The sequence below is a fragment of the Tenacibaculum gallaicum genome (genome assembly GCF_003387615.1).
GTDB classification, from domain to species: Bacteria; Bacteroidota; Bacteroidia; order Flavobacteriales; family Flavobacteriaceae; genus Polaribacter; species Polaribacter gallaicus.
Window position 1 is genome coordinate 816,752 of record NZ_QUNS01000001.1, and the last position, 21,053, is coordinate 837,804.

At 31.4% G+C, this 21,053-nt stretch carries 15 protein-coding genes; 7 read left to right on the plus strand and 8 right to left on the minus strand.

Annotated features, from left to right (window positions below; all coding sequences use genetic code 11):
- Positions 1-52: 52 nt before the first annotated feature.
- Complete coding sequence (locus tag C7448_RS03830) at positions 53-505, minus strand: hypothetical protein (protein WP_115900014.1); 453 nt, start codon at positions 503-505, stop codon at positions 53-55.
- 144 nt (positions 506-649) lie between these two features.
- Here C7448_RS03830 and C7448_RS03835 point away from each other — a divergent pair, with 144 nt between their 5' ends.
- The 6 genes from C7448_RS03835 to C7448_RS03860 all read left to right on the plus strand — a co-directional run bounded on the left by C7448_RS03835 (position 650) and on the right by C7448_RS03860 (position 7,113).
- Positions 650-2,506 carry a tetratricopeptide repeat-containing sensor histidine kinase gene (locus C7448_RS03835; protein ID WP_245939424.1) on the plus strand — a complete coding sequence of 619 codons (1,857 nt, stop codon included), beginning with the start codon at positions 650-652 and terminating at the stop codon, positions 2,504-2,506.
- A gap of 1 nt (position 2,507) precedes the next feature.
- Positions 2,508-3,257 (plus strand): LytR/AlgR family response regulator transcription factor, encoded by a 750-nt coding sequence (locus C7448_RS03840; RefSeq protein ID WP_115900015.1) that lies wholly within the window; start codon positions 2,508-2,510, stop codon positions 3,255-3,257.
- Between the two features lie 92 nt (positions 3,258-3,349).
- Positions 3,350-3,760 carry a hypothetical protein gene (locus C7448_RS03845; RefSeq protein ID WP_115900016.1) on the plus strand — a complete coding sequence of 137 codons (411 nt, stop codon included), beginning with the start codon at positions 3,350-3,352 and terminating at the stop codon, positions 3,758-3,760.
- A 28-nt stretch (positions 3,761-3,788) separates the two neighbouring features.
- Complete coding sequence (locus C7448_RS03850) at positions 3,789-4,430, plus strand: hypothetical protein (protein ID WP_115900017.1); 642 nt, start codon at positions 3,789-3,791, stop codon at positions 4,428-4,430.
- Positions 4,431-4,449: 19 nt separating this feature from the next.
- Positions 4,450-5,610, plus strand: coding sequence for a DUF6882 domain-containing protein (locus C7448_RS15930; RefSeq protein WP_211321878.1), 1,161 nt, complete (start codon positions 4,450-4,452; stop codon positions 5,608-5,610).
- A gap of 12 nt (positions 5,611-5,622) precedes the next feature.
- Positions 5,623-7,113 carry a M48 family metallopeptidase gene (locus C7448_RS03860; protein WP_115900018.1) on the plus strand — a complete coding sequence of 497 codons (1,491 nt, stop codon included), beginning with the start codon at positions 5,623-5,625 and terminating at the stop codon, positions 7,111-7,113.
- Positions 7,114-7,155: 42 nt separating this feature from the next.
- On the opposite strand, the gene C7448_RS03865 is transcribed toward C7448_RS03860, so the two are convergent.
- The 4 genes from C7448_RS03865 to C7448_RS03880 all read right to left on the minus strand — a co-directional run bounded on the left by C7448_RS03865 (position 7,156) and on the right by C7448_RS03880 (position 12,867).
- Positions 7,156-7,539 carry a DUF423 domain-containing protein gene (locus C7448_RS03865; RefSeq protein ID WP_115900019.1) on the minus strand — a complete coding sequence of 128 codons (384 nt, stop codon included), beginning with the start codon at positions 7,537-7,539 and terminating at the stop codon, positions 7,156-7,158.
- Between the two features lie 13 nt (positions 7,540-7,552).
- A complete protein-coding gene (locus C7448_RS03870) occupies positions 7,553-11,191 on the minus strand; it encodes a ShlB/FhaC/HecB family hemolysin secretion/activation protein (protein WP_170136998.1) in 3,639 nt (1,212 codons plus the stop codon).
- A gap of 66 nt (positions 11,192-11,257) precedes the next feature.
- Positions 11,258-11,845, minus strand: a complete 588-nt coding sequence (locus tag C7448_RS03875; RefSeq protein WP_115900021.1) for a nucleotidyltransferase family protein — start codon at positions 11,843-11,845, stop codon at positions 11,258-11,260.
- Between the two features lie 2 nt (positions 11,846-11,847).
- Positions 11,848-12,867 (minus strand): XdhC family protein, encoded by a 1,020-nt coding sequence (locus C7448_RS03880; RefSeq protein ID WP_115900022.1) that lies wholly within the window; start codon positions 12,865-12,867, stop codon positions 11,848-11,850.
- A 97-nt stretch (positions 12,868-12,964) separates the two neighbouring features.
- Between C7448_RS03880 and C7448_RS03885 the strand changes: the two genes are divergently transcribed.
- Positions 12,965-14,194, plus strand: coding sequence for a Pycsar system effector family protein (locus C7448_RS03885; RefSeq protein WP_115900023.1), 1,230 nt, complete (start codon positions 12,965-12,967; stop codon positions 14,192-14,194).
- A 6-nt stretch (positions 14,195-14,200) separates the two neighbouring features.
- On the opposite strand, the gene C7448_RS03890 is transcribed toward C7448_RS03885, so the two are convergent.
- From C7448_RS03890 to der, 3 genes are all read right to left on the minus strand, one after another.
- Positions 14,201-16,585 carry a GAF domain-containing protein gene (locus C7448_RS03890; RefSeq protein ID WP_115900024.1) on the minus strand — a complete coding sequence of 795 codons (2,385 nt, stop codon included), beginning with the start codon at positions 16,583-16,585 and terminating at the stop codon, positions 14,201-14,203.
- Between the two features lie 260 nt (positions 16,586-16,845).
- Positions 16,846-19,620: an outer membrane beta-barrel protein gene (locus C7448_RS03895; protein WP_115900025.1), complete on the minus strand. Its 2,775-nt coding sequence runs from the start codon at positions 19,618-19,620 to the stop codon at positions 16,846-16,848.
- A gap of 78 nt (positions 19,621-19,698) precedes the next feature.
- The gene (der, locus tag C7448_RS03900; protein ID WP_115900026.1) at positions 19,699-21,006 is read right to left on the minus strand and encodes a ribosome biogenesis GTPase Der; all 1,308 of its coding nucleotides are present in this window, start codon (positions 21,004-21,006) and stop codon (positions 19,699-19,701) included.
- Between the last annotated feature and the right edge of the window lie 47 nt (positions 21,007-21,053).

Genomic DNA, 21,053 nt, shown 5'->3' on the forward strand with positions numbered 1-21,053 from the left:
TGTGCAATGATAACTGAAAAAGGGAGGGGAATTAGGTATGTATTTTAAGTGTTTACACGTAATCTATTTGTCGGCAACTACCTGCTCTCATAGATAATAACATAGTTTTATCATCGTCAAAATTAAACGGAATAATGCTTGTTAAAGGTTCTTTTAGTTCTTTCTCAATTTTTTGTTTAGATAATATCAACGCTTGTTTTACCAATAGAGGGTATTCTGTAATGAAGTAATACTTGTGTAAGTTTTCGAATTTATCAATATCATAATCATAAAACGTAGTTTTTGTGACCGCTTTATATTCTTGGTTGTTATGAATAAAGAAATAAGTCAATTCTACGTGAATTGTGGCGTTTGCTCCTTCAGGGTCATCAGGCCAATTATAAATTAAAATGAAAGCATCACTAATATCAATATCTGGTTTAGAAAAGGCTTCAACTTTTTTAAAACTTGTTAAATCACAAGATCCCGATGTAATAACTTTTTCTATAGTTTCAACTGTACTCATTATTAATGGTTTAATTTTTTAGTCAAATATCTTAGAAATTAGAGTTTTACTTTTAGGTGTTTTATAACCGTGTATGATTGTTTTGTAAACGTTTTGTTAAAGTGGAGGATATGGAGGCAGAATAAAAATATATAATTACTTTAGTTGCCTAATTTTTTACAGAAAATACCTTTGTTTACAAGAACTTACTTTTTATATATTATAGGTGTCTGTCTTGTTTTTACAGCATGTACAAAAAATAAAGTAGATGAAAATTTACAAGAATATTTATATGCTATTGATAGCATTTCTCAGCAAAAACCAAAAGAAGGGTTAAGAAAAATAGATAGTTTATTAGAAAAGAAACAAAATTCTAAAAACAGGGCTCTATTACTATTTAGTAAGGGAGAACTATTTTACCTGAATGATAAGTTAATTGAAGCCAAAAATATACACTTAGAAACCTACAGGCTATTTACAAAGCTAAAAGATGATTATAATAAAGGAAGGAGTTTAATAACATTGAGCGGTGCTTGTATTAAATTAAATGAATTAGAAGACGCACAAAAGTATGCGTTAGAAGCTTTAGAGGTAGGAGAGAAAATAGGAAATACGAGAATAGAGGGTAAGGCAAATAATCAACTATTTAAACTTCACTTTAGATTAAAAGATTACGAAAAAGCATTGTTTTATATAAAAAGGTCAGAGGAGTTATTTACTGATCCTAACGACGCTAATTCAACCATAGCAATTAAAAGTAATATTGCAGGGGTGTATTTTAAATTAAAACAATATAACAAGGCATTAGAACAATTTTCAGAAGCATTGAAAGTGGGGCAGTCAGCAAAAGACCCAAAGACAATAGTAAGTGTTTTTAATAACATTGGGTATACCTACCTTGAAGCGAAACGCTTTGAAGAAGCAGAAAATTTTTTGCGTGGGGCAATTAAACTCAACAAAAAAATAAAAACAATTAATGGAGCGCCATACAAAGGTTTAGGAGCACTCTTTTTGATTACCAATAAATTAGATTCGGCAGAAGTAAATTACAACAAAGCAATGTCAATCTACAAGAGTAAAAACTATCTTTCAGAAGAAATAGAAATACGAGATAAATTAATATCAATAGCCATACTTAAAAAACAGTATGAGATAGCACTTAACCACCAAATAATAAGAGATAGTATAGAGGTGGTTAAAAATAAAAAGCAAAATCAAAAACTACTTCATTTTGCCAATGTAAACTATAAAATTAAAGAAAAAGAAATAGCGTTAACACATCAAAAGGAAATAAATAAACAAAATTGGTGGTTAGGAATAAGTGTAATTGTTTCATTGATGCTTATTTTAATTATAGCATTATTTATTGGATATAACAATAAGTTAAGAGCAGCAAACAAAGCATCAAAATTAGAACAACGTTTGCTTAGAGCTCAAATGAATCCGCATTTTATATTCAACACCTTAGCGGCAATTCAGAATATAACTTTAGAAGGAAACCCCGTGAAATCTTCAAACTATATAGCTAAGTTTTCAAAACTGATTCGACAAAATTTTGATTATGTTCGAAAAGAAGAAATTAGTTTAGAAAAAGAGCTAACCATGATTTCTAATTATATAGATACACAGCAACTTCGATTTAATAATAGTTTTAGCTATCATATACATATTTCTGAAAACTGTAATACAAAAGAATTAAATGTACCACCAATGTTATTACAGCCTTTTGTTGAAAATGCTATTGAATACGGTTTAAAAGAAAAGAAATCAGGAGGAATGTTGAACCTAAAAATTCGAAAAATAGGACAAGAATTGTTTTTTGAAATTGAAGATAATGGAGTAGGAAGAAAACAAAAAAAGAGTCAAGAAAAAATAGCGAAAGATTTACACGCTACTGATATTTTTATTGAAAGATTACAGACAAGAAATAAAGGAGAAGAAAAATCTTTTACCATAAAAGATTTGAATGATGAAGAAGGAAACCCTTCAGGAACAAAAGTTGTATTTAAATTAAAGTTATAAAATGATAAGAGCGGCTATAATAGAAGATGAGTTTAATGCGCTAAACACCTTAACAAAGTTGTTACAATACATGCAAAAAGATATAGAAATTGTAGCTAAAATTGATAATGTAGATGAGGCTATAGATTTTTTAAGCAACAATAATTTAGACTTGGTGTTTATAGATATTGAGTTAATTGGAGGAAATGCTTTTCAAATATTAGAGGCTTTAGAAACCATAAATTTTAAAATGATTTTTACCACAGCTTACGATGAGTTTGCTATAAAAGCAATTAAGTTTGATACGGTAGATTATTTGCTAAAACCTATAGATACTGATGAGTTAAATGCTTGTATAGGTCGTTTTAGAACCGAATTTGAAAAAGATGAAAAATATACACAAGCATTACATAAAATAAGTGAATTAGATAAAAAAGAAGCTCAAAAAACATTGCTTATTAAAACTACTGAAGAGCAACATTTTTTGCATGTAGATGATATTGTACGCTGTCAATCAGATGGAAGTTACACCGTTTTTTATACCACAGATAAAAAAATAATGAGCGCTCGAAATTTAAAGTATTATGAAAACATTTTAAGTACACATGCCTTTGCTAGAGTGCATCAATCACATTTAATTAATATAAAATATTTAGCCTCTGTAAGTGCAAATACCGTGAAGCTATCTAGTGGAGAAAACATTCCGTTATCATCAAGGAAGAAAACATACTTAAAACAGTTTTTAGAGAATTTTAATACGAATACAAAATAAAAAGTAACACATACAAAACTCATTAAAAGAGTACTGAAGTTCCACGTAGTTTTGAGGTAAATAATTGAAAGTAACCTTAAAAAAACAATTAAATGGGACTTAAAGAAAAAAGATTCACAAAAACTTTTCAAGAAGAAAAATACCCTGCATTAAAAGAACAAATAAACAATGCAGCAGGTTTTGATGTAACAATAGATGTAGAGTGGGATACCATGTTTGAAGATAAGTTTTTGCATTTATACGAAGACAGTTATCCTAAAATTTACTTCCAACCACTTATCAATGCTTTTGCAGCCATTACAGCAGATGATATGGGAAAAGAAGCATTAGCAGAATCGTTAAAAAAAGTAGTGATTACCAATAAAGACGATCATCACAATCCTTCACGTGCTTACACCTTTGAAGAAGGAGTTTTACAAGTAAACCACAGCCCAATTTTAAACGCAGATCAAGTTCAAAATAGAACAGACGTACTTGTTGATTTGTTAGAGAATAATCTATAGTCTAGTAATCTATAACAAAAAAAATGCTATGGAAACAGATTACATCAATCAATTTAAAGCACAATCGCCAGCAGCTATAATTCAAAACATGTTTAGCGAAAAGAAACAACTAAAAGTTGCTTTGTCATTAAAAAATGGAATCTATGTAGAAGGGTTTGTGGTTGATGTTACTAAAGAAGAATACCAAACATTTGTGTGTATGAGAACCGAAGAACAAGAAGTGTTGTTTTTCGACCTCCAAGAAGTATCCGTTTTACGAATTAAACACCCTAAAAAAATAGCTGTTTCCTTATCTAAAGGAAGTATCAGTCGTCCGTTAGGAGAGGAGCCTATAAGTACTTTACAGTTAAAAAGATGGGCTCTTGAGCAAGAATCGTTATTAGAAACAACAATCAACTTATCATTCGAAAAATCAGTATTACAAGAAGCGAATGCTCGATTAAATTGTAAAGATGTTATTACAAGTTTATTAAAAGCAAAACAACGAATAGTAGAGGATGAAATGGGGTTAGTAGCATGGAAGGAAATAGAAACTGTTGCTATTTCTAACACAGAAAAATTGCAGGTTAGTAAAGAAGGAAGTGTATTAAAAATTGGTGTTGAAATTACTAAAGCACTGCCAAAAGAGTTAGAGTGTCTTTTTGTTGAAAAGATAGAAGAAATATTGTAGAATACTAAAATTATTAAAAATGGGACTTAAAGAAAAAAGAGCAGTTCAAACATTTAAAAACGAATCATTTCCAACATTAGAATCGGAAATAAATAATAAAGCAGGATTTAACGTATCACTTAATATAGCATGGGATACACTAGTAGAAGATAAGTTTTCACACCTTTATAACGATACATTTCCAAAAATATATTTTCAACCTTTAATAGAAGCTATTAAAACAGTTAACATTGATGAAATTGGGAAAGAATTGCTAAAGAATGGATTAAAAGAAGTAAAAATCGTTAATGAAAATAACGAACATAATTTAGAAAGAGCAATTACTTTCGTAGATGGTATTTTAACCATTAACCATAGCCCAGTTATGAATGCTGACAAGGTGGAGGAGAAAACAGAGAGAATTGTACACCTTTTAGAAACTCACTTAGAAGAATTTGCAGGAAGTGAAGCTAGTGTTGAAAGTACCGAGAACCCAAATAATATAGCGGGAGGAAAGGTAGATAATACTGTAAAGTTAAGCTTACCTCAACTACACAATCAATATGTAGCCTTAGCTTTTGAAAAGCAAGATAATTTAGCTGATATAGTTGAAGATTTACCTTGGACTTGTGATATGCTTCAAGGAACGGTAACTTACGGTGACCTTACCTTTAAAATGCAGGTATTAGGAACCTATTCTCATAATGAACAATCTTGGTTATGGGCTTGGGCAAATAAACAAAGCGGTATTCCAGAACAATTTTTAGAAGCTTCATTACAAATGAAAGCTCTTGGAGAGAGACATGGAATAGAAGATTTACTATCATCAAAAATAGAAACAGAACACGATCTAGGACATTATTTCTCTTTCGTAGCAACAGGAGTAAATCAAGCAAGTTGTTATGCTCCATTACCTTTTAAAGGGCTTACAGTATATGTGTTATTATATACAGATGTAGTAGATGAAAAAGAAATAAACATTCCGGCTTTAATCTGTTCACACTTCTCAAAAACAATTACTCGAATGGATTTTGAACATAAACACGCACTGTTCTGTTACTTAGTTCAAAAAGGATATGAAGTTGAGGTATCAGGAAATAACATTGTTGCTAAAAAAGGAGAGGATCAAATTTTAGGGATTTTTGACCTAAAAGGAAGATTATTAAAATTGTCTAATTCAAAAGTTTCAGTAGGAGCTTAAAAAAAGAAAACTATGTACCAATCAACCACATTATCAGAACTAGAAAAAGAACATCAAGAAGCGTTAACTCAAGCGCAAAATAAAATGATGGAAGATTTGAATCTTGCCCAACAGAATGGCGACAACGATTTAATTCATCAAGCAAGTGTTCATTTTCAAAATATAGCAAAAGAATTAGCAGAACAATACACAAAACGTATTGAAGAAATTAACGAGTTAAACCTTAAAAATGTAACAGAAAACATTCAAGAGGTATATGACAACTCTAGAGCAGATATTGACTTAAACGCATTGGTGTATGACGGTGATCGTGATTACGTTTTAGAGTTTCAAGAAGACGAATTGATTCAAAAAACGTTAGAAAGAATAAAAGAGAACAACCCAGTTTTCAAGTCGAGAAGGCATTTGCTAAAATCTAGTTTACGATTAACAAAAATGTTAGCTCCAGTGCTTCATGAAATAGGAGAGCATTGTAAAGAGGTTTTAAAACTGAAAGCTGATATTGAGTTTTTTGTGTATCAGAACGATAAATTCAACGCATCATGTTATCCGCCAGATGAAGATAAATTATATATTATTTTAACTTCCGGAATTTTAGAGCGTTTTACAAAAGACGAACTAGCTTTTGTAATTGGTCATGAAATTGGGCATGTTTTGTTCGAGCATTTTAACTACCCAGTAAAACACATTTTAGATGAAGGAGCAAACGATTTAGCGCCGATTCATGCAATGAAGTTATATGCGTGGAATCGTAATGCTGAAATTAGTGCTGATAGAGCTGGGTTATTATGTTGTAACAGCTTTGAAGCAGCAGCAAGAACATTTTTTAAGTTGTCTTCAGGAGTTACTTCTGATTCTTTAGATTTTAAATTAACCGAGTACATTAATCAATTTTCAGATTTAGAAGAAGTATTAAACGATGATACGCATGATCCGTCAGACTGGTATAGTAGCCATCCATTTAGTCCGCTACGAATTAAAGCGCTAGAGTTATTTAATAAGAGTAAAACGTACGAGTTATTTAATCCTGAAATTAATGGAGAAATAACAGAAGAAGCAATGGAGCTAGAAATACAACGAATTATGTCGTTAATGGAGCCAGAAGACTTAGGAAATGAAACTGAACATTCGGAAAAAATTCAACGCTTTATGTTTTTAGGAGGTTATATGATTTCAAAGGCAGATGGAGTTGTGGATGATTCTGAAATACAGGCGTTGAGTAGTGTGGTGTCTCCATCTGTTTTTGCTCAGTGTATGTTAACAATTAAAGGGTTGACGGAACAAGATATTATTGATGAAATTATAGCTTTAGCTAAAGAGTTAGATATCGTAATTTCTGTGATGCAAAAACTAAATATTTTAAGAGATTTATCTATTATTTCGTATGCTGATGGAAGTATTGATGCTTCAGAAGTTGAGGTGTTATACAACTTAGCAAAGCAATTATATATAAAAACTGAATTTATTGATAGAATTATCAGTGACGCACAAGGCGTTGATTAATAACATAATTTTTGTTTACCCATGTTAGCTAAACCATACACATTAAACGTGTATGGTTTGGCTTATGTTATATATTAAAAGGACCCATCCAATAATTAGTAATAAACCTCCTAAAGGAGTAATAGGACCTAAAAAGGTCATTTTTTTACCTTTTGCATCCGATAATACCAAACCATAAATACTAAAGGAAAACAGTATAATTCCAACTACAAAAGCATAGTATATTGCAGAACTAGGTGCTTCAAAATAACTTCCAATAAATAATAAAACAAGTGCATGATACATTTGATATTTTACACCCGTTTCAAACGATTTTAGTTGTTCGTTAGATAAAGTTTTTTGTAAAGCATGTGCTCCAAAAGCACCAAATATTACAGCAAGCATACCAAATAAAGCTCCTGTAATTAATACTATTTGTTGTGTCATATTTTTATAAGAATTAAAAAGAAAAACCAATACTAAAAGCTACTCTGTCTTCTTGAGAGGTTCCCTTAAAGTATGAAATATTTGCCGTGAATAAGTCAATTCCACTTAACCAAAAAGAACCACCATAACTAGTATGCCATTTCTTTGAATTAGGAGAATACGGAGACCACACACGACCATAATCAAAACCACCAGTAACGCCAATTTTCATAGGGATAATTCCTGTGCGAATGCGACCAAAACGCAAACGTAAGTCATTACTATGGTAAAAGCTTTCGGTTCCAGAAAAACGTTCTCTATTAAAACCACGTAAACTACGATCACCACCTAAAGTAGCCGCTTGGTAAATTTCAAAACGGTTTCCTACATTAATTTGAGTTCCCACTTCAGAAGCAAAAACTAACGAACGATTAAATACTAGGTTTTGATACATAGCTAAAGAACTCTTAATATAACCAAAACGTCTATCGAAATTATCTAAGTTTGCTTTAGCTCCAACAGCTAAATCGAAGTTCATCCCTTTGGTAGGGAAGCTACTATTGTCCACTCGATTATGATTAAAGTTTAGTTCACCACCCCAAAAATAATTAGTATCAAAAATAGCAGTAGGTTGGTTATCAAAATTATTAACAAATCTGCCAGGAGTATCTTCAATTTCAATAGCTTCAAAAAGACCTGAAATTTTAAAGATACTTCCGCCTCGTAAGCGTTTTAATAACGAAGGATAAAAACTAATTTCTTCTTTTTTAACACGATAATGATCTAAATCAAAATTTTGGTCGTAAATACTTTCATTCCCCCACCCAAAGAAGTTAAAAGAATAATTGTCGCTAGTAGCCTTGGCACGTAAGTGTAAGCTCCAATTACCAATTAACTCGGTAAATTCACCATTGTATTCTAAATCGTATCCACTAGTTGAAGAGTAGTAGTTTGCAGCTAATGTGTGTTGACTGGCGAAGGGTTGCTTTTTAAAACCTTGTTGTGTATGTGTTACCGAAGCACCAAAAAAGAAGCCATCATCTGGGTTGCTACCTAAGCTAGGAAAAACAATAGTTGTATTGTTGTTAATGTCATGCGCATCATAGGTGTTTTTAAAATAGCTATTTGAACGTAAGTCAGCAGTTTCAGAACTCGGGTGTATCGTGTTTTTCTTTGATTTGAAATCGTAAATTTTAGTTTTCTTTCCCCAACCAGCAACTAATGATTTGTCGGTATATACATCGTGATTTTGACCACCTATAATTCGTAGTAAAATTCCATCATGTACATCACCAGAAATTAAAAACTCATCATCTCCATTTAAACCGTAAAGCTGTATCTCTTTAGTTTCTTTTGTTTTGAAAACACGGTTGTAGATTTCGTTTTCTTTTCTAAAAACAACAACACTAGTTTCCTCATCATTTAAACGTTTAATGATGAATTTATCATCCTTATCTGTACCAACTACATGTACCACTTTATTTAGTTTGGTGTAGTAACGTTTTGCAATTTCTTTTAATTTATCTCTTCTAGATTTAATTTTTGCAATGGTTTCTTTTCCATCAATATTATAAATAACCTTTGGTAATTGTTGAGTTGATTTTTCAATTACTTCATCCGTTAAATTTTGTTGGATAAATTCAGCTTGTTTATTCCAATCATCTAAAGTTAATTGATTTAAAAAGGCAGCGTCAAAGAAGCGAGCATAATTGTTATACCACTTCATGTTTTTGATGTCGTTATCAAAAGTTTGCATATTTCTTACTAAGGGTGCGAACTGTTGAAAAAGTGGAATCATAACACCATCAAACTTAGAAAAAGGTTGATCTCTATCTCTAGGAATTGGGCGGTAATATTTTTTACCATCTTCAGTTTTAAAAGAAGCCCAACGCCATTGGTCTTCGTGTCTATCCCAGTCACCAATTACCATATCAAATAAACGAGAGCGAATTACCCATTCTTGGTCGATAGAGTGCTTACCGTTTTTTCTAATTTTTTCTAGCACATCAAAAGTGCTAATAATATCATCTGAATTTCCAAAGTTGTCTAATTCACTACGGTCATCAGCAGGTCGCTCTTCTAATAAGTATAACTGTCCGCCAAAAATGTCGTTATGTTTACCTAAAGCGGGTTGCTTAGGCATGTAGTATAATTTTGGATTGGTATGGTAAATATTTACAGCATCTGCCATATCAGGAAGTACAAAAGCAGCATACGGGTGCGACATGGTAAAAATATCTTGAACCACATCAACTAAAAAAGTGCCTTTTAAAATACCTCCCATAATACGACTTCCGTCTTTTACCATTGAACGTAATACGTACTGTTTACCATCAGGGTTTTCTAATCGTAACGAATTGGTTTGGTTTCCACCACCTCTTCTAATAGGAGTTAAGCCTCCAAAAACATTTTCTAATTCAAGTACAGGAACTTTTACTGTTTTTCCGTATTTATCTCTGTTTAAATCTCCCCACATAAACTTATGAAAATCACTAACCTCTGTGGATTCTGGAGGGTAAATAGAGGTTTCTACAAATTTCTTGTGCGCTTCGTACTCAGGAAAACTTGAATAGGTTTTTGTTTGTTTTGGTTTTACAATTTCTTTACTGAATAAAAGTTTGTGACCATCTTTGGTATTGGCAGCATAGTATTCAATAATTGCTGAACCATCTTTGTAGTAATTTAATTTAGCATATCCGTGATTACCGTAGGTAAATTGAGCACTATAACCAACTAAAGCAGCTGATTGTTTTGAGCCTGAACCACTAATTACTTGTTTAAATCCGTCTTGTTCTATGTATTGTAAGTTATGATCATGACCAGAAACAAATACGATATTGTCTGTGAAATCATTAGACACTGCTTGTATTTGGTTAATGAAGTCACTGTAGTTTTTATTGAAAATATCGGTCTGAATCCCTGCGTGAGATCGTAGTGCGTTTTTTAAAGTACCCAAAATAGGTAGTGGACTCATATGGTCTTTTACAGAAAAACTTCCTCCATGTGGACCATTACTATATAGTGGATGATGTACAGCTACTACAACATTTTTATATCTATTCTTTTTAAATAAACTAGAAAGCTCTTGAATAAAATGCTCACGAGTTTTAATGTCGCAGTTATCGTTCATTTTAGGTTCTTTATCCCAGTCCATAATAAACCAACGACTATCAATAAGAATTAGAGTAAGGTCATCGTTAACTTTTATTTTATCTAACCCGCACCCACCTTCAGGTAAAAAAGAGTCCTTACCTAAAGCTTTTTCTATCATTTTTTCTTGACGTTTTAAACCATCAACACCATTATACCAATCGTGATTTCCAGGAATAAAAATTGTATTCCCTTTAAAACCTTTTAGAGCGTCAATTTGTGTTTGTAAACGATGTTCTGCCAAGGCTCTATCTTTATGTTTTTTACCTGGTATTCCGTAAGGGTATATATTGTCTCCTAAAAATAAGGTGGTTGCGTTTTTAGGAGCTTTGGTTAACTCTTTTTGAAAATAAGTTAGGGTAGGAGTAGTTTGTCCCATTTCTGCATTACCAGCATCTCCAATTAAATAAAAGGAGTGTAACAATTCTTTATTTGTTTGAATTGTTTTTGGAGAAGTCTTATCTGCGTACTTAGCTTTATAAGATGCACAACCACTAACTACAACAATTATAGTTAGGTACATGCAAAACTTGGTTAAGTTCATGTTTTGTTTTTTGGTTATGTAAAAATAAGGCTTTTTAAGCTAAAATTACTGTTTTAGTAAACGCTGATAGTCTTCAGGAGTATCAATGTCTAGTAAGTTTTGAGAGGAGTTCACTTTGAGAATATTATCGTTATGTTGTAACAGAAAATTCTTAGCTCCTTTATCACCTTTTAAGCTCAGTAAATTATTAAAATATTCCTTCGGAAAAACGGCAGGAACTCCAACGCTGCCTTGGTAACTGGAAGTAATTATTTTAGAAGGATTGTTTTTTGAAACTTCAATTAAGGAGTTTAAATATTCAGAAGTAACATGAGGTTGATCTGCGAGCATTATTAAAGTACTGTCAAAGTTATGTTCTTGTAAAAATTCAATACCCTTTACAATACTAGAGCTTAAACCGTCTTGATATTTTGGATTATAAACTGTTTCAATAGCATTCGTTGTAAGCTCTTTTTCAATAGTTTCTTTATTAGCTCCCAATACACAAAACACATTTTTTACTACTGATTTTTGGGCTTGCTCAATTGTCCATTCTAGTAACGTAGTGTTTTTGTAAGAAAGTAATTGTTTTATTTTTTCCATTCGGGAAGCATTCCCTGCAGCTAATATGAGAATTGCTGTTTTTTGCATCATATTTAATTATGTATTCGCCCAGTAATCTTTTTTAGAGAGAACACTTCTTTGTTACGAATTACGGATAGTATTTCTGCTAAGATTGATAATGCAATTTCTTCAGGAGTTTCAGCTCCAATATTTAAACCAGCAGGAGTATGAATTTTATCTAAAAACTCGTCAGAAACATTTGGAGAAAACTCAAACAATTCATTAAATAACTTCTCTCGTCGTTTAGCAGCTCCTAAAATACCTATGTAAGCAGGATTTTGTTCTTGTAATTTAATCAACCAACGTAAGTCGTATGTGAAATTATGATTCATAATAACAACAGCAGTATTGTTATTAACATGAGAAAGCTGAATAACTTCTGGAGTTTGTGCAATGACTGATTTAGCTCCAGGAAAGTCAGTTAATTCTTTTGGGTCTTTTATAGAGGTAATTACATCAACTTCCCAGCCTAACTGAGTGGCTTGCGTACATAGTTTTACAGCGTCGTGTTCTCCGCCAATAATAAGTAAGCGAAATAGTGGTTGTAAAGTTTGTTTAAAAGTAGCTAACTGATCTGTTTTTTCAGTATCAAGCTCTTTATTGAAAGAGAATACTTGTTGGTTGTTAAATTGAATTATAGAACCAAAATTTCCATGCGCTTCATCTTCTTTTTGAAAGAAAGATGTAATATCATACGGTTCTCTTTGAATATTGTTTTCAGAGAAAGCATGAATAAATTCAGGAGTGAGGTAAAAAGATTCTAAAAGAATATATAATATTCCTTCACAACCTAAACGATAACGACCATCATAGGTTACTATTTTAGGTTTGTTGTTTTCAAAAACCGATTGTGCTCTACGTTGTATTTCTTTTTCAACACAGCCACCGCTAATAGTTCCAATTATTCTTTCATCAGAAGATAATAACATTCTAACTCCTGGTTTTCTGTAAGAAGAGCCGTCTAAATCTACAACTGTTGCTAAAACATTTTGTATGCCTTGTTGTTGATTTACGGTAGCCTGCTGTATTATTTCTTTAAGTTCGTGTGTCATTTAGTGTAAAAAAACTCTTTTAAAAGTACGCTTTTTTATCACTTTATTAAAAATTAATACTGGTTAATAATTTATTATTTTAGCAAAAACCTTTTTCATGAACAGTTTGATACAAGAAACAGAGCAGTTTGTAATTGATTTATTAAATGAGAATTTAGATAAAAACTTTGTATATCATAATATAGCTCATACTCAACGAGTGGTTGAGAAGTCACTTGAATTAATTGAAGGAGAAAGCTTCTCAGAAGAGCAGCAACAAATTTTAACATTAGCAGCATGGTTTCATGATGTTGGATATACAGTTAACCCTGAAAATCATGAAGAGGAGAGTATAAAAATAGCAACAGAGTTTTTAAAGACTAAAGAAGCATCAGGAAGTGTTATTGATGAAGTGTCTAGGTTAATAGCTTCAACTAAAATAGGAGCAAAACCTCAAAGAGAATTAGAAAAGGTTTTGAAGGATGCTGATTGTTCTCATGTAGGAAGTAAAAATTATACAGACTTTAGTGAATTATTACGTAAGGAAAGAGAGCTAGTATGTAATAAAAAAATTAAAACTGTTGAATGGGATGATGCTAATCTTGAGTTTTTAACAATACATCGTTTTTATACAAGCAAAGCGTCTAAGCTTTGGGAAAAACAAAAAAGTAAAAATATAGCTCAACTTTTAAAGAGAAAACAAAAAGAGGTACAAGAAACCGCTAAATTGAAACAGAAAAAAGAAGAGTTAGCATATAAAAAAAACAAGATTGAACTACCTGAGAGAGGTATTGAAACAATGTTTCGTGTGGCACTTCGTAACCATATTACGTTAAGTGATATTGCAGATACAAAGGCAAATATTTTACTATCGGTAAACGCAATTATTATTTCAATGACATTGTCAACGTTAATTCCAAAGTTAGATAATCCGTCAAATCATTATTTAATAACTCCGACCATAATTTTTGTGCTTTTTACAGTAATATCAATTGTACTATCAATTTTAGCAACTAGACCAAACGTTACCGAAGGAAAGTTTACAAAAGAAGATGTGGCTAACAAAAAAGTAAACTTATTATTCTTTGGAAATTTTCATCAAATGAAGTTGCCAGATTTTGAATGGGGAATGAGTGAGATGATGCAAGATCGTGATTATTTATATGGTTCACTTACCAAAGATTTATATTTCTTAGGATTGGTTTTAAATAGAAAATACAAGTTATTACGAGTTACCTATACCGTTTTTATGATTGGTATTTTAGTAAGTGTAATAGCTTTTGCAATTGCATTTTATATGCAAGAACAAGCATCTAAAGTAGGAGATATAGTTTCAGTATTGTTATAGTAGTTTTTACTTAAATTCTTGGATAAGCTCATCAATGGTCATTGTTTTTTGGGTATTAAAGTTTTTGTGGTAAATGACTTCTACACGCAAAGCTTTTAATCCAGAAACACCTTGTAAATCTTCAATATCTAACTTTTCTACGTTACCTAGTAACTTTTTAGATTGTAAGTATTTAATATATTTGTAATACTCTTCGGCATCTTTGTCTTGAGAATATACAATTGCTATTTTACCAGGAACAGTTAATCGTTCTTCGGTTCCTTTTATATGAGCTTTGTCAATACGTTTTTTAATAATTTCGTATCGAATATTGTAGGCGCCATCAACATCAAACTGTTTTTCATCCATTCTGAACTTTATAGCTAATGGATTACTGTGTACTAAAACCAAGGAGGCTACTCTAAGTTTATGTTCCATTTTTTCAGCAGCTTTTAAAGCTACATTTTCCATTTCACACATTATTTGTAGTTGCCATAATCTAAGGTTGTATAGATATAGGTCATCGTATTTTTTTTCTCTTGTTAACGATTGCCCTATATACATGTTATACTCAACACCATCAGTTTTATAACGTTCAAAATAATGAGGGAACATTTGTTGAGCTTCTTCTTGTCTAGCGTCGATAAAAGAAGCTAGTTTATCGTTTAGTAAAGTAACACTATCTTCATAAGCTTTTCGTTTTTCATATACTACTTGTAAGTTAGGGTCTAAACGATTAATATATGATTCTACTAAGGAGTTTAAGTCGTCGTTAACCAATTTTATATGATTAAAAACAGGATAAATTTCACGTTTTAAAAAGTCTAAAATAGCTATTTCATCACCAGCTTTTAATCCTTTTTTAACTTCTAATAAATATTCTTCAACCCTAAATCGTAATTCTTTATAAATAGGAAGGGCTTCTATTTTGCATGCTTCCAATAATACAGAAATTGCTAAAGAGAGTTGAGTAGTTAAGTCTTCTTTAATAGCGGTATTCCTGGCAATAGATGAACCTTTAATATCAGATTGACCATACAAAGGGTGTACATCAGGAAAAATAATATCCTCAATTTTAACCTTCTCTTTTGCCTCAAATGATTCTCTGTGAAACCTTTCAGCAGCTTCATAAAAACGCCACTTTACAGTAGGGTGAATGGAAGTATAGTTTTCTTGAATTGTAGCTTCCAATACGTTTTGATGCTCTTCTGAAAAACGATCTACCGCAATTTTAAACAGTGGAATTAAGTCTTGTAATTTATTTTGATTGATAGAGTTTAGTTCAAAAGGTCTTGGCGAAGCGAATTCTATAATTGCTAAACTCCCCCTAGTTGAAGCTAGAATTGGAACTAAAATAATGCTACCAATATTTTTGTCTTTTAATCGTTGGTAAAAATTCTTGTTTTCGGTTTGCTTACCATATTTTTCTACATCAGAAATAGCAAGAGTTTCGTTATTTATAAAAAGTTTTTCTAAAATATAATTACAAAAAATGCAATCGCAAGAAACATCTTTTTCATAATTTAGAACAAGGCTTTCTTCCTTATTTATATGTGAAGAATTAAAGTTGTTTGAATCGGTTTCAAAAATAGAAAATCCTAGGGATAAATCATTTATTCCAAAGAATCTGCGGAATATTTCTTGTAGTGTGTGAACTAAGTCATCGTCTTTTTTTATAAGACTAGTTCTTATTTCTGAAATAATTTCATCTGTTGTTACATCAAATAAATTCATTATTCCAAAGCCCTTAAAGATATAGGATTTAGGAGGGAATTTTTCTTTCCAAACATCAATGTCATCAAAATTATCGAGTAAAAACTTAATGTCATCTTCCGTGATTTTAGGAGCATTTTCGGTTGGGTAAATCTCCATAAAATCAGCATTAAAAGCCGCACGATATTTTTTTATAGTGTTGGTTGTTTTATCAGGAATATCAAAATAAAAGGGACGCTTTATATCAATAGAGTAGTTGTATACATCAGTTAATATGATACTACAAGCATATTTATACATCAAGTCGTTTTCAAAACTTCGAACTTTTAACTCGTAGTCTTCTCCAGCGTTTTGTAAAATTTTTTCAAATCGAGTTGTAAACTTGAAAGAAGTAAATGTAAAAGGAATGCTTACTGCTTTAATTTCATTTTCTAATAATAATTCAGGAAATAAGGGCTCTAGTAACAATTCAATAGTATTTCTGTGTTTTTCTAATACAGATTCATCAGAAAAACCATCAATTAACTCAGGAGCTTTTTTTGCTTCTCGAACTATGTTAATAGAAGATTCATGGTAGGGGTGGTTTTCATACTCTTTAGCTGCATATTTTTGAAATAAAGAAACAATCTTCTCAAAACTTATTTTAAGTTTAAAAGGAAGTTCTAGATTTTGAATGTCTTTTGTTCGTCTTATGTTCATAGAGTAAAAAAAATGAATCAATACAAATTTACAAAATTGTAAGTAATCAGTCGTTTTTATTACTACTCCCTTTCAAAAAATAGTAGTTCTTAGAATATTAAAAGTTAATTATATAGGCTTTATAAATAATGTTTTATAGTTTTTATAATGCCAAATAAGCAAATAAAGATTTCCTAATACCATAATTGAGGTTATTATAGGTGTTCCTTGCATTTTTAAAGATAAAGAAATAAGAAAGATGTTTATAACTACTGGTGTTTTTAGAAAGCTAAACCGTACTCTCGAACTTTTCCTTTTTTACCTAAACTATTAAACTTCCAACTAAACCCAAGCATAAAATATTGTTGTAATACAGTACTTTCAGAGTCTTCTATATAGTTTGAAGTAGCTCTACGTTGAGCGTTGGTGTTTTGATTCAGTAAATCATACGCTTTTAAGCTAATAGTACCTTGATCTTTTAAGATAGAGTAGGCGAGAGTAGCATTCCAAAACCAAGCAGCTTTGTTAAACCCAATCACATTGGGATTATATGTATAACGAATGTCATTTCTCCATTCTAACTTTTTAGGAATATTTGTTTTAGTTCTTATATTAACAGAATGTCTAGTGAAGTCTTGGTTTTGATTTTGGTTAACATCATACTTCGTGTTTGAAAAAGAAATACGATACTGTGTTTCTATAGAAGCCAGTTTATCCCATTCTAAAGTGATTCCAAAATTTGGGGTTAAGGAAGTTGTTTTAGCTCCTTCCTTTACGTTATTTAAAATATTAAAGTTTTTACTGGAACTAATGTTTCCACCTGCTCTAAATTTAATACTAGCAATAGAGTCTAGCCTTACTTTTTTTGTATAACTACCACCACCCCATAAATCATAACCACCATCATTGTTTTCGTAAGAGGTTTTTCTAACTAAATCGTCGTCAATAGAGGTATTTGTTATTACTTGATTTTCATAAAGAGTACCACTTATATAAAACCAAAATCCAGTACGAGCCTGCCAGTTAAATTTGTTAAAGTTAATATATGCTCTGTGATTTTGAGCTGGTTTTAAATTTGGATTACCTGTAACAATATTAGAAGGATTGGTTACATCAGAAAAAGGTTGAATTTGGTTAATACTAGGCGCATTGTTATTTAAACGATAGTCAAAATAAACAGAAGCTTTAGAGTCAAATCTATATCTGAAACTAGCATCTAAATCCAAATTGTTATATTCTTTTTTTAAGCTTAACTCAGGACGTAATTTGTCATTGTTTTCTAAGGTTCTATTTACAAAACCAGTCCCAAAATTTAATCGCCACTTTTTGGTTCTATATATCAGTTCTAACGATGGAGTCTTAGTAATGTCGTTGTATGTAAAATCAGAACTTAAATCAGTGTTAAAATTACTATATTGCTGTGTTGTTGAATTGAAATCAAAGGTGTTTTCTTTGTTTTTTCGTTCATCACGTTGGTAACGATATTTGGTGTCTAAAAAGAATTTTTTAGCAATTAAAGGAAAACGATAGGTTAAGTGTGTGGTGAGCCCCATTAAGTTGTTTTCAATAGTACTCTTTTGATCTCTATTTTCGATATTAGGGTTGCTTCCAAAAGTTTCAATAGTAGATTTATTAACCTCTTCAGTATCTGCTTTATCTATACGGTTGGTTACAGAGGCTTTAATAAACGAACCTTTAGCTCCTAATTTTTTAGTAATATCTAATCTATTTTGAAAATTGTTTGCTTCCGATTTAGAGTAAGCAGAGCTCATGTAATTATTGGTAAGTGTATTGTCTTCATCTAAAGACTCTTCTTGTCTACGACTGCTTCCTTCTCTTTTATTAAATACAAAACTAGGTTTAATGTTGATTAAAAATGTAGAATCTATTTCAATGTCAAAATCAGTATCAAAACTATGATTGTGATTTTCATCATCTGAAGTAGTAGTTGAATTAGAAAAATATTTTCTATCGGGAAGCGTATATTCTCTGTTCCTTTTTGATTCGTTGTTTGAAGTACTTCCAGAGTAAAAATAGTTGGCATTTACATCTAACCCCTTACCAAATTCATCAGCATACGTTGCTCCAGCAGTTTTTGATTTTATAATACCGCTACCACCTCCAAAACTTCTTCCATTAATATTAAAACCACCGTTTCCACCTATCCAAATATTACCACCGCCACCAAACATTTTTTGAATTTCTCCAAAGCTAAACCCTGGAGAATTTATGTTGTTAGTACTGGCTAATACACTAAATCGTTGATTGTTGTCAAATCGGTTAACCATTGCAGCTCCTTCAAAACGTTTATCGGTGCCTGTACCACCAGATACTCTACCAAACCAACCTTTATTATTTTCTTTTTTAATGGTTAGGTTAATGGTTTTGTTGTTAGCGTCTCCTTTTTCACCAGTAAAAGCTTCTGATTTAGATTTAGTATCTGTAATTTGAATTTTTTCAATAATATCTTTTGTCAGGTTTTTAGTAGTAATGCTTGGGTCGTTTCCGAAGAAAGGTTTACCGTTAACCAAAATTTTATTAACTTCTTTTCCGTTTACCGTAATTTTACCATCTTCATCCACTTCAACACCAGGTAGTTTTTTTAAAAGATCTTCAACGTTAGCATCTTTCTTAGTTTTAAAAGATTTTACATTAAATTCTAAAGTGTCTTTTTTAACAGTGATTGGTGCTCGTGACTGAATAACTACTTCGCTAAGTAAGTTACTTTCCTCTTTTAATAAAATTGTGCCTAAATCAAGGTTAGAAGTTTTGTTTAGTTGTATTGATTTGGAGTAGCTATCCATTCCAACATAAGAAATAAAAAGTTTTACGTCTTTGCTGAAAGATTTTCCTTCTAGAGAAAATTTTCCTTTGTCGTTAGAAATAGTATAGGTAACAATAGAACTGTCTTTAGCTTTTTCTAGATGAACTGTTGCTGCATCTATGACAGTTTTATCTTTTTCAGAGTTAATCGTACCAGTTATTTTAAACTGATAAGATTGAGCAAAAATTGAACTGGTAAGTAATAGGGCAAAAATAAAAAGTAGTTTTTTCATTGTTTATAGCAATATGATTTTCAAAGAGCTACAAATAAAGAGAAAAAACTACTTTCTAAAAGTTAAATATTGTTAAACTTACTTTTGTCTGAAATAGATACTAATTGGAACCCCGTTAAAGTTATAATGTTCGCGTAACTGATTTTCGATATAACGCTTATAAGGGTCTCTAATATACTGAGGTAAATTAGCAAAGAAAGCAAACTGAGGTGTATGCGTTGGTAATTGCATACAGTATTTTATTTTTATGAATTTACCCTTTGTTGCTGGAGGCGGATTATGTTCCATAATCTCTAACATGGTTTCGTTTAACTTACTTGTTTGAATACGACGTTTTCTGTTTTCAAAAACTTCAACAGCAGTTTCAATAGCTTTAAAAATACGTTGTTTAGTTAATGCAGAAATAAATACAATTGGAACATCGGTAAAAGGAGCAATTGCTTGACGAACTTTGGCTTCAAAATCACGCATGGTATTGGTTTCTTTTTCAACTAAATCCCATTTGTTTACTAAAATAATAACTCCTTTTCGGTTTTTCTCTGCTAACCAAAATATTTTTTCGTCTTGTCCTTCAAAGTCACGAGTAGCATCAATAACTAATATAGCTACATCACAATGTTCAACTGCACGAACAGCTCTCATTACCGAGTAGAATTCTAAATCTTCTTTTACTTTCGATTTTTTTCTAATTCCAGCTGTATCAACTAAATTGAATTCAAATCCAAAACGGTTATATTTTGTGTCGATAGAGTCTCGAGTAGTTCCTGCAATATTGGTAACAATGTTTCTGTCTTCACCAATTAGAGCATTGATAAACGATGATTTTCCTGCATTAGGTCGACCAACTACAGCAAAACGAGGTAATTCATCTTCTTTATCCTCATCTTCATCAGGTTTATGGATTTCCAGTGCTATGGCGTCTAGTAATTCTCCTGTTCCACTTCCATTGATAGAAGAGATAGTATAATAATTTCCTAAACCAAGGTTGTAAAACTCTACAGCATCGGCATCACGCATTGCGTTATCAACCTTATTAACTGCCATAAATAGCGGTTTTTCAACTTGACGTAAAATTTTAGCAACTTCAGCATCCATGGGTGTAATACCTTGCTCAACATCAACTACAAAAACAATAATATCAGCTTCGTCAATAGCCAACTGAACTTGTTTACGTATTTCTCCTTCAAAAATATCATCAGAACCAACAATATAACCACCTGTATCGATTACAGAAAATTCTTTTCCGTTCCATTCAGATTTTCCATAATGGCGGTCTCTTGTAACTCCGCTAACAGAATCAACAATGGCTTCACGACGTTTTACTAGTCGGTTAAATAAAGTGGATTTACCTACATTTGGTCTTCCTACAATCGCAATAATACTCATTTTGCAAAAAATTTGTGCAAAGATACAATATTAGTAGGTGATTTATG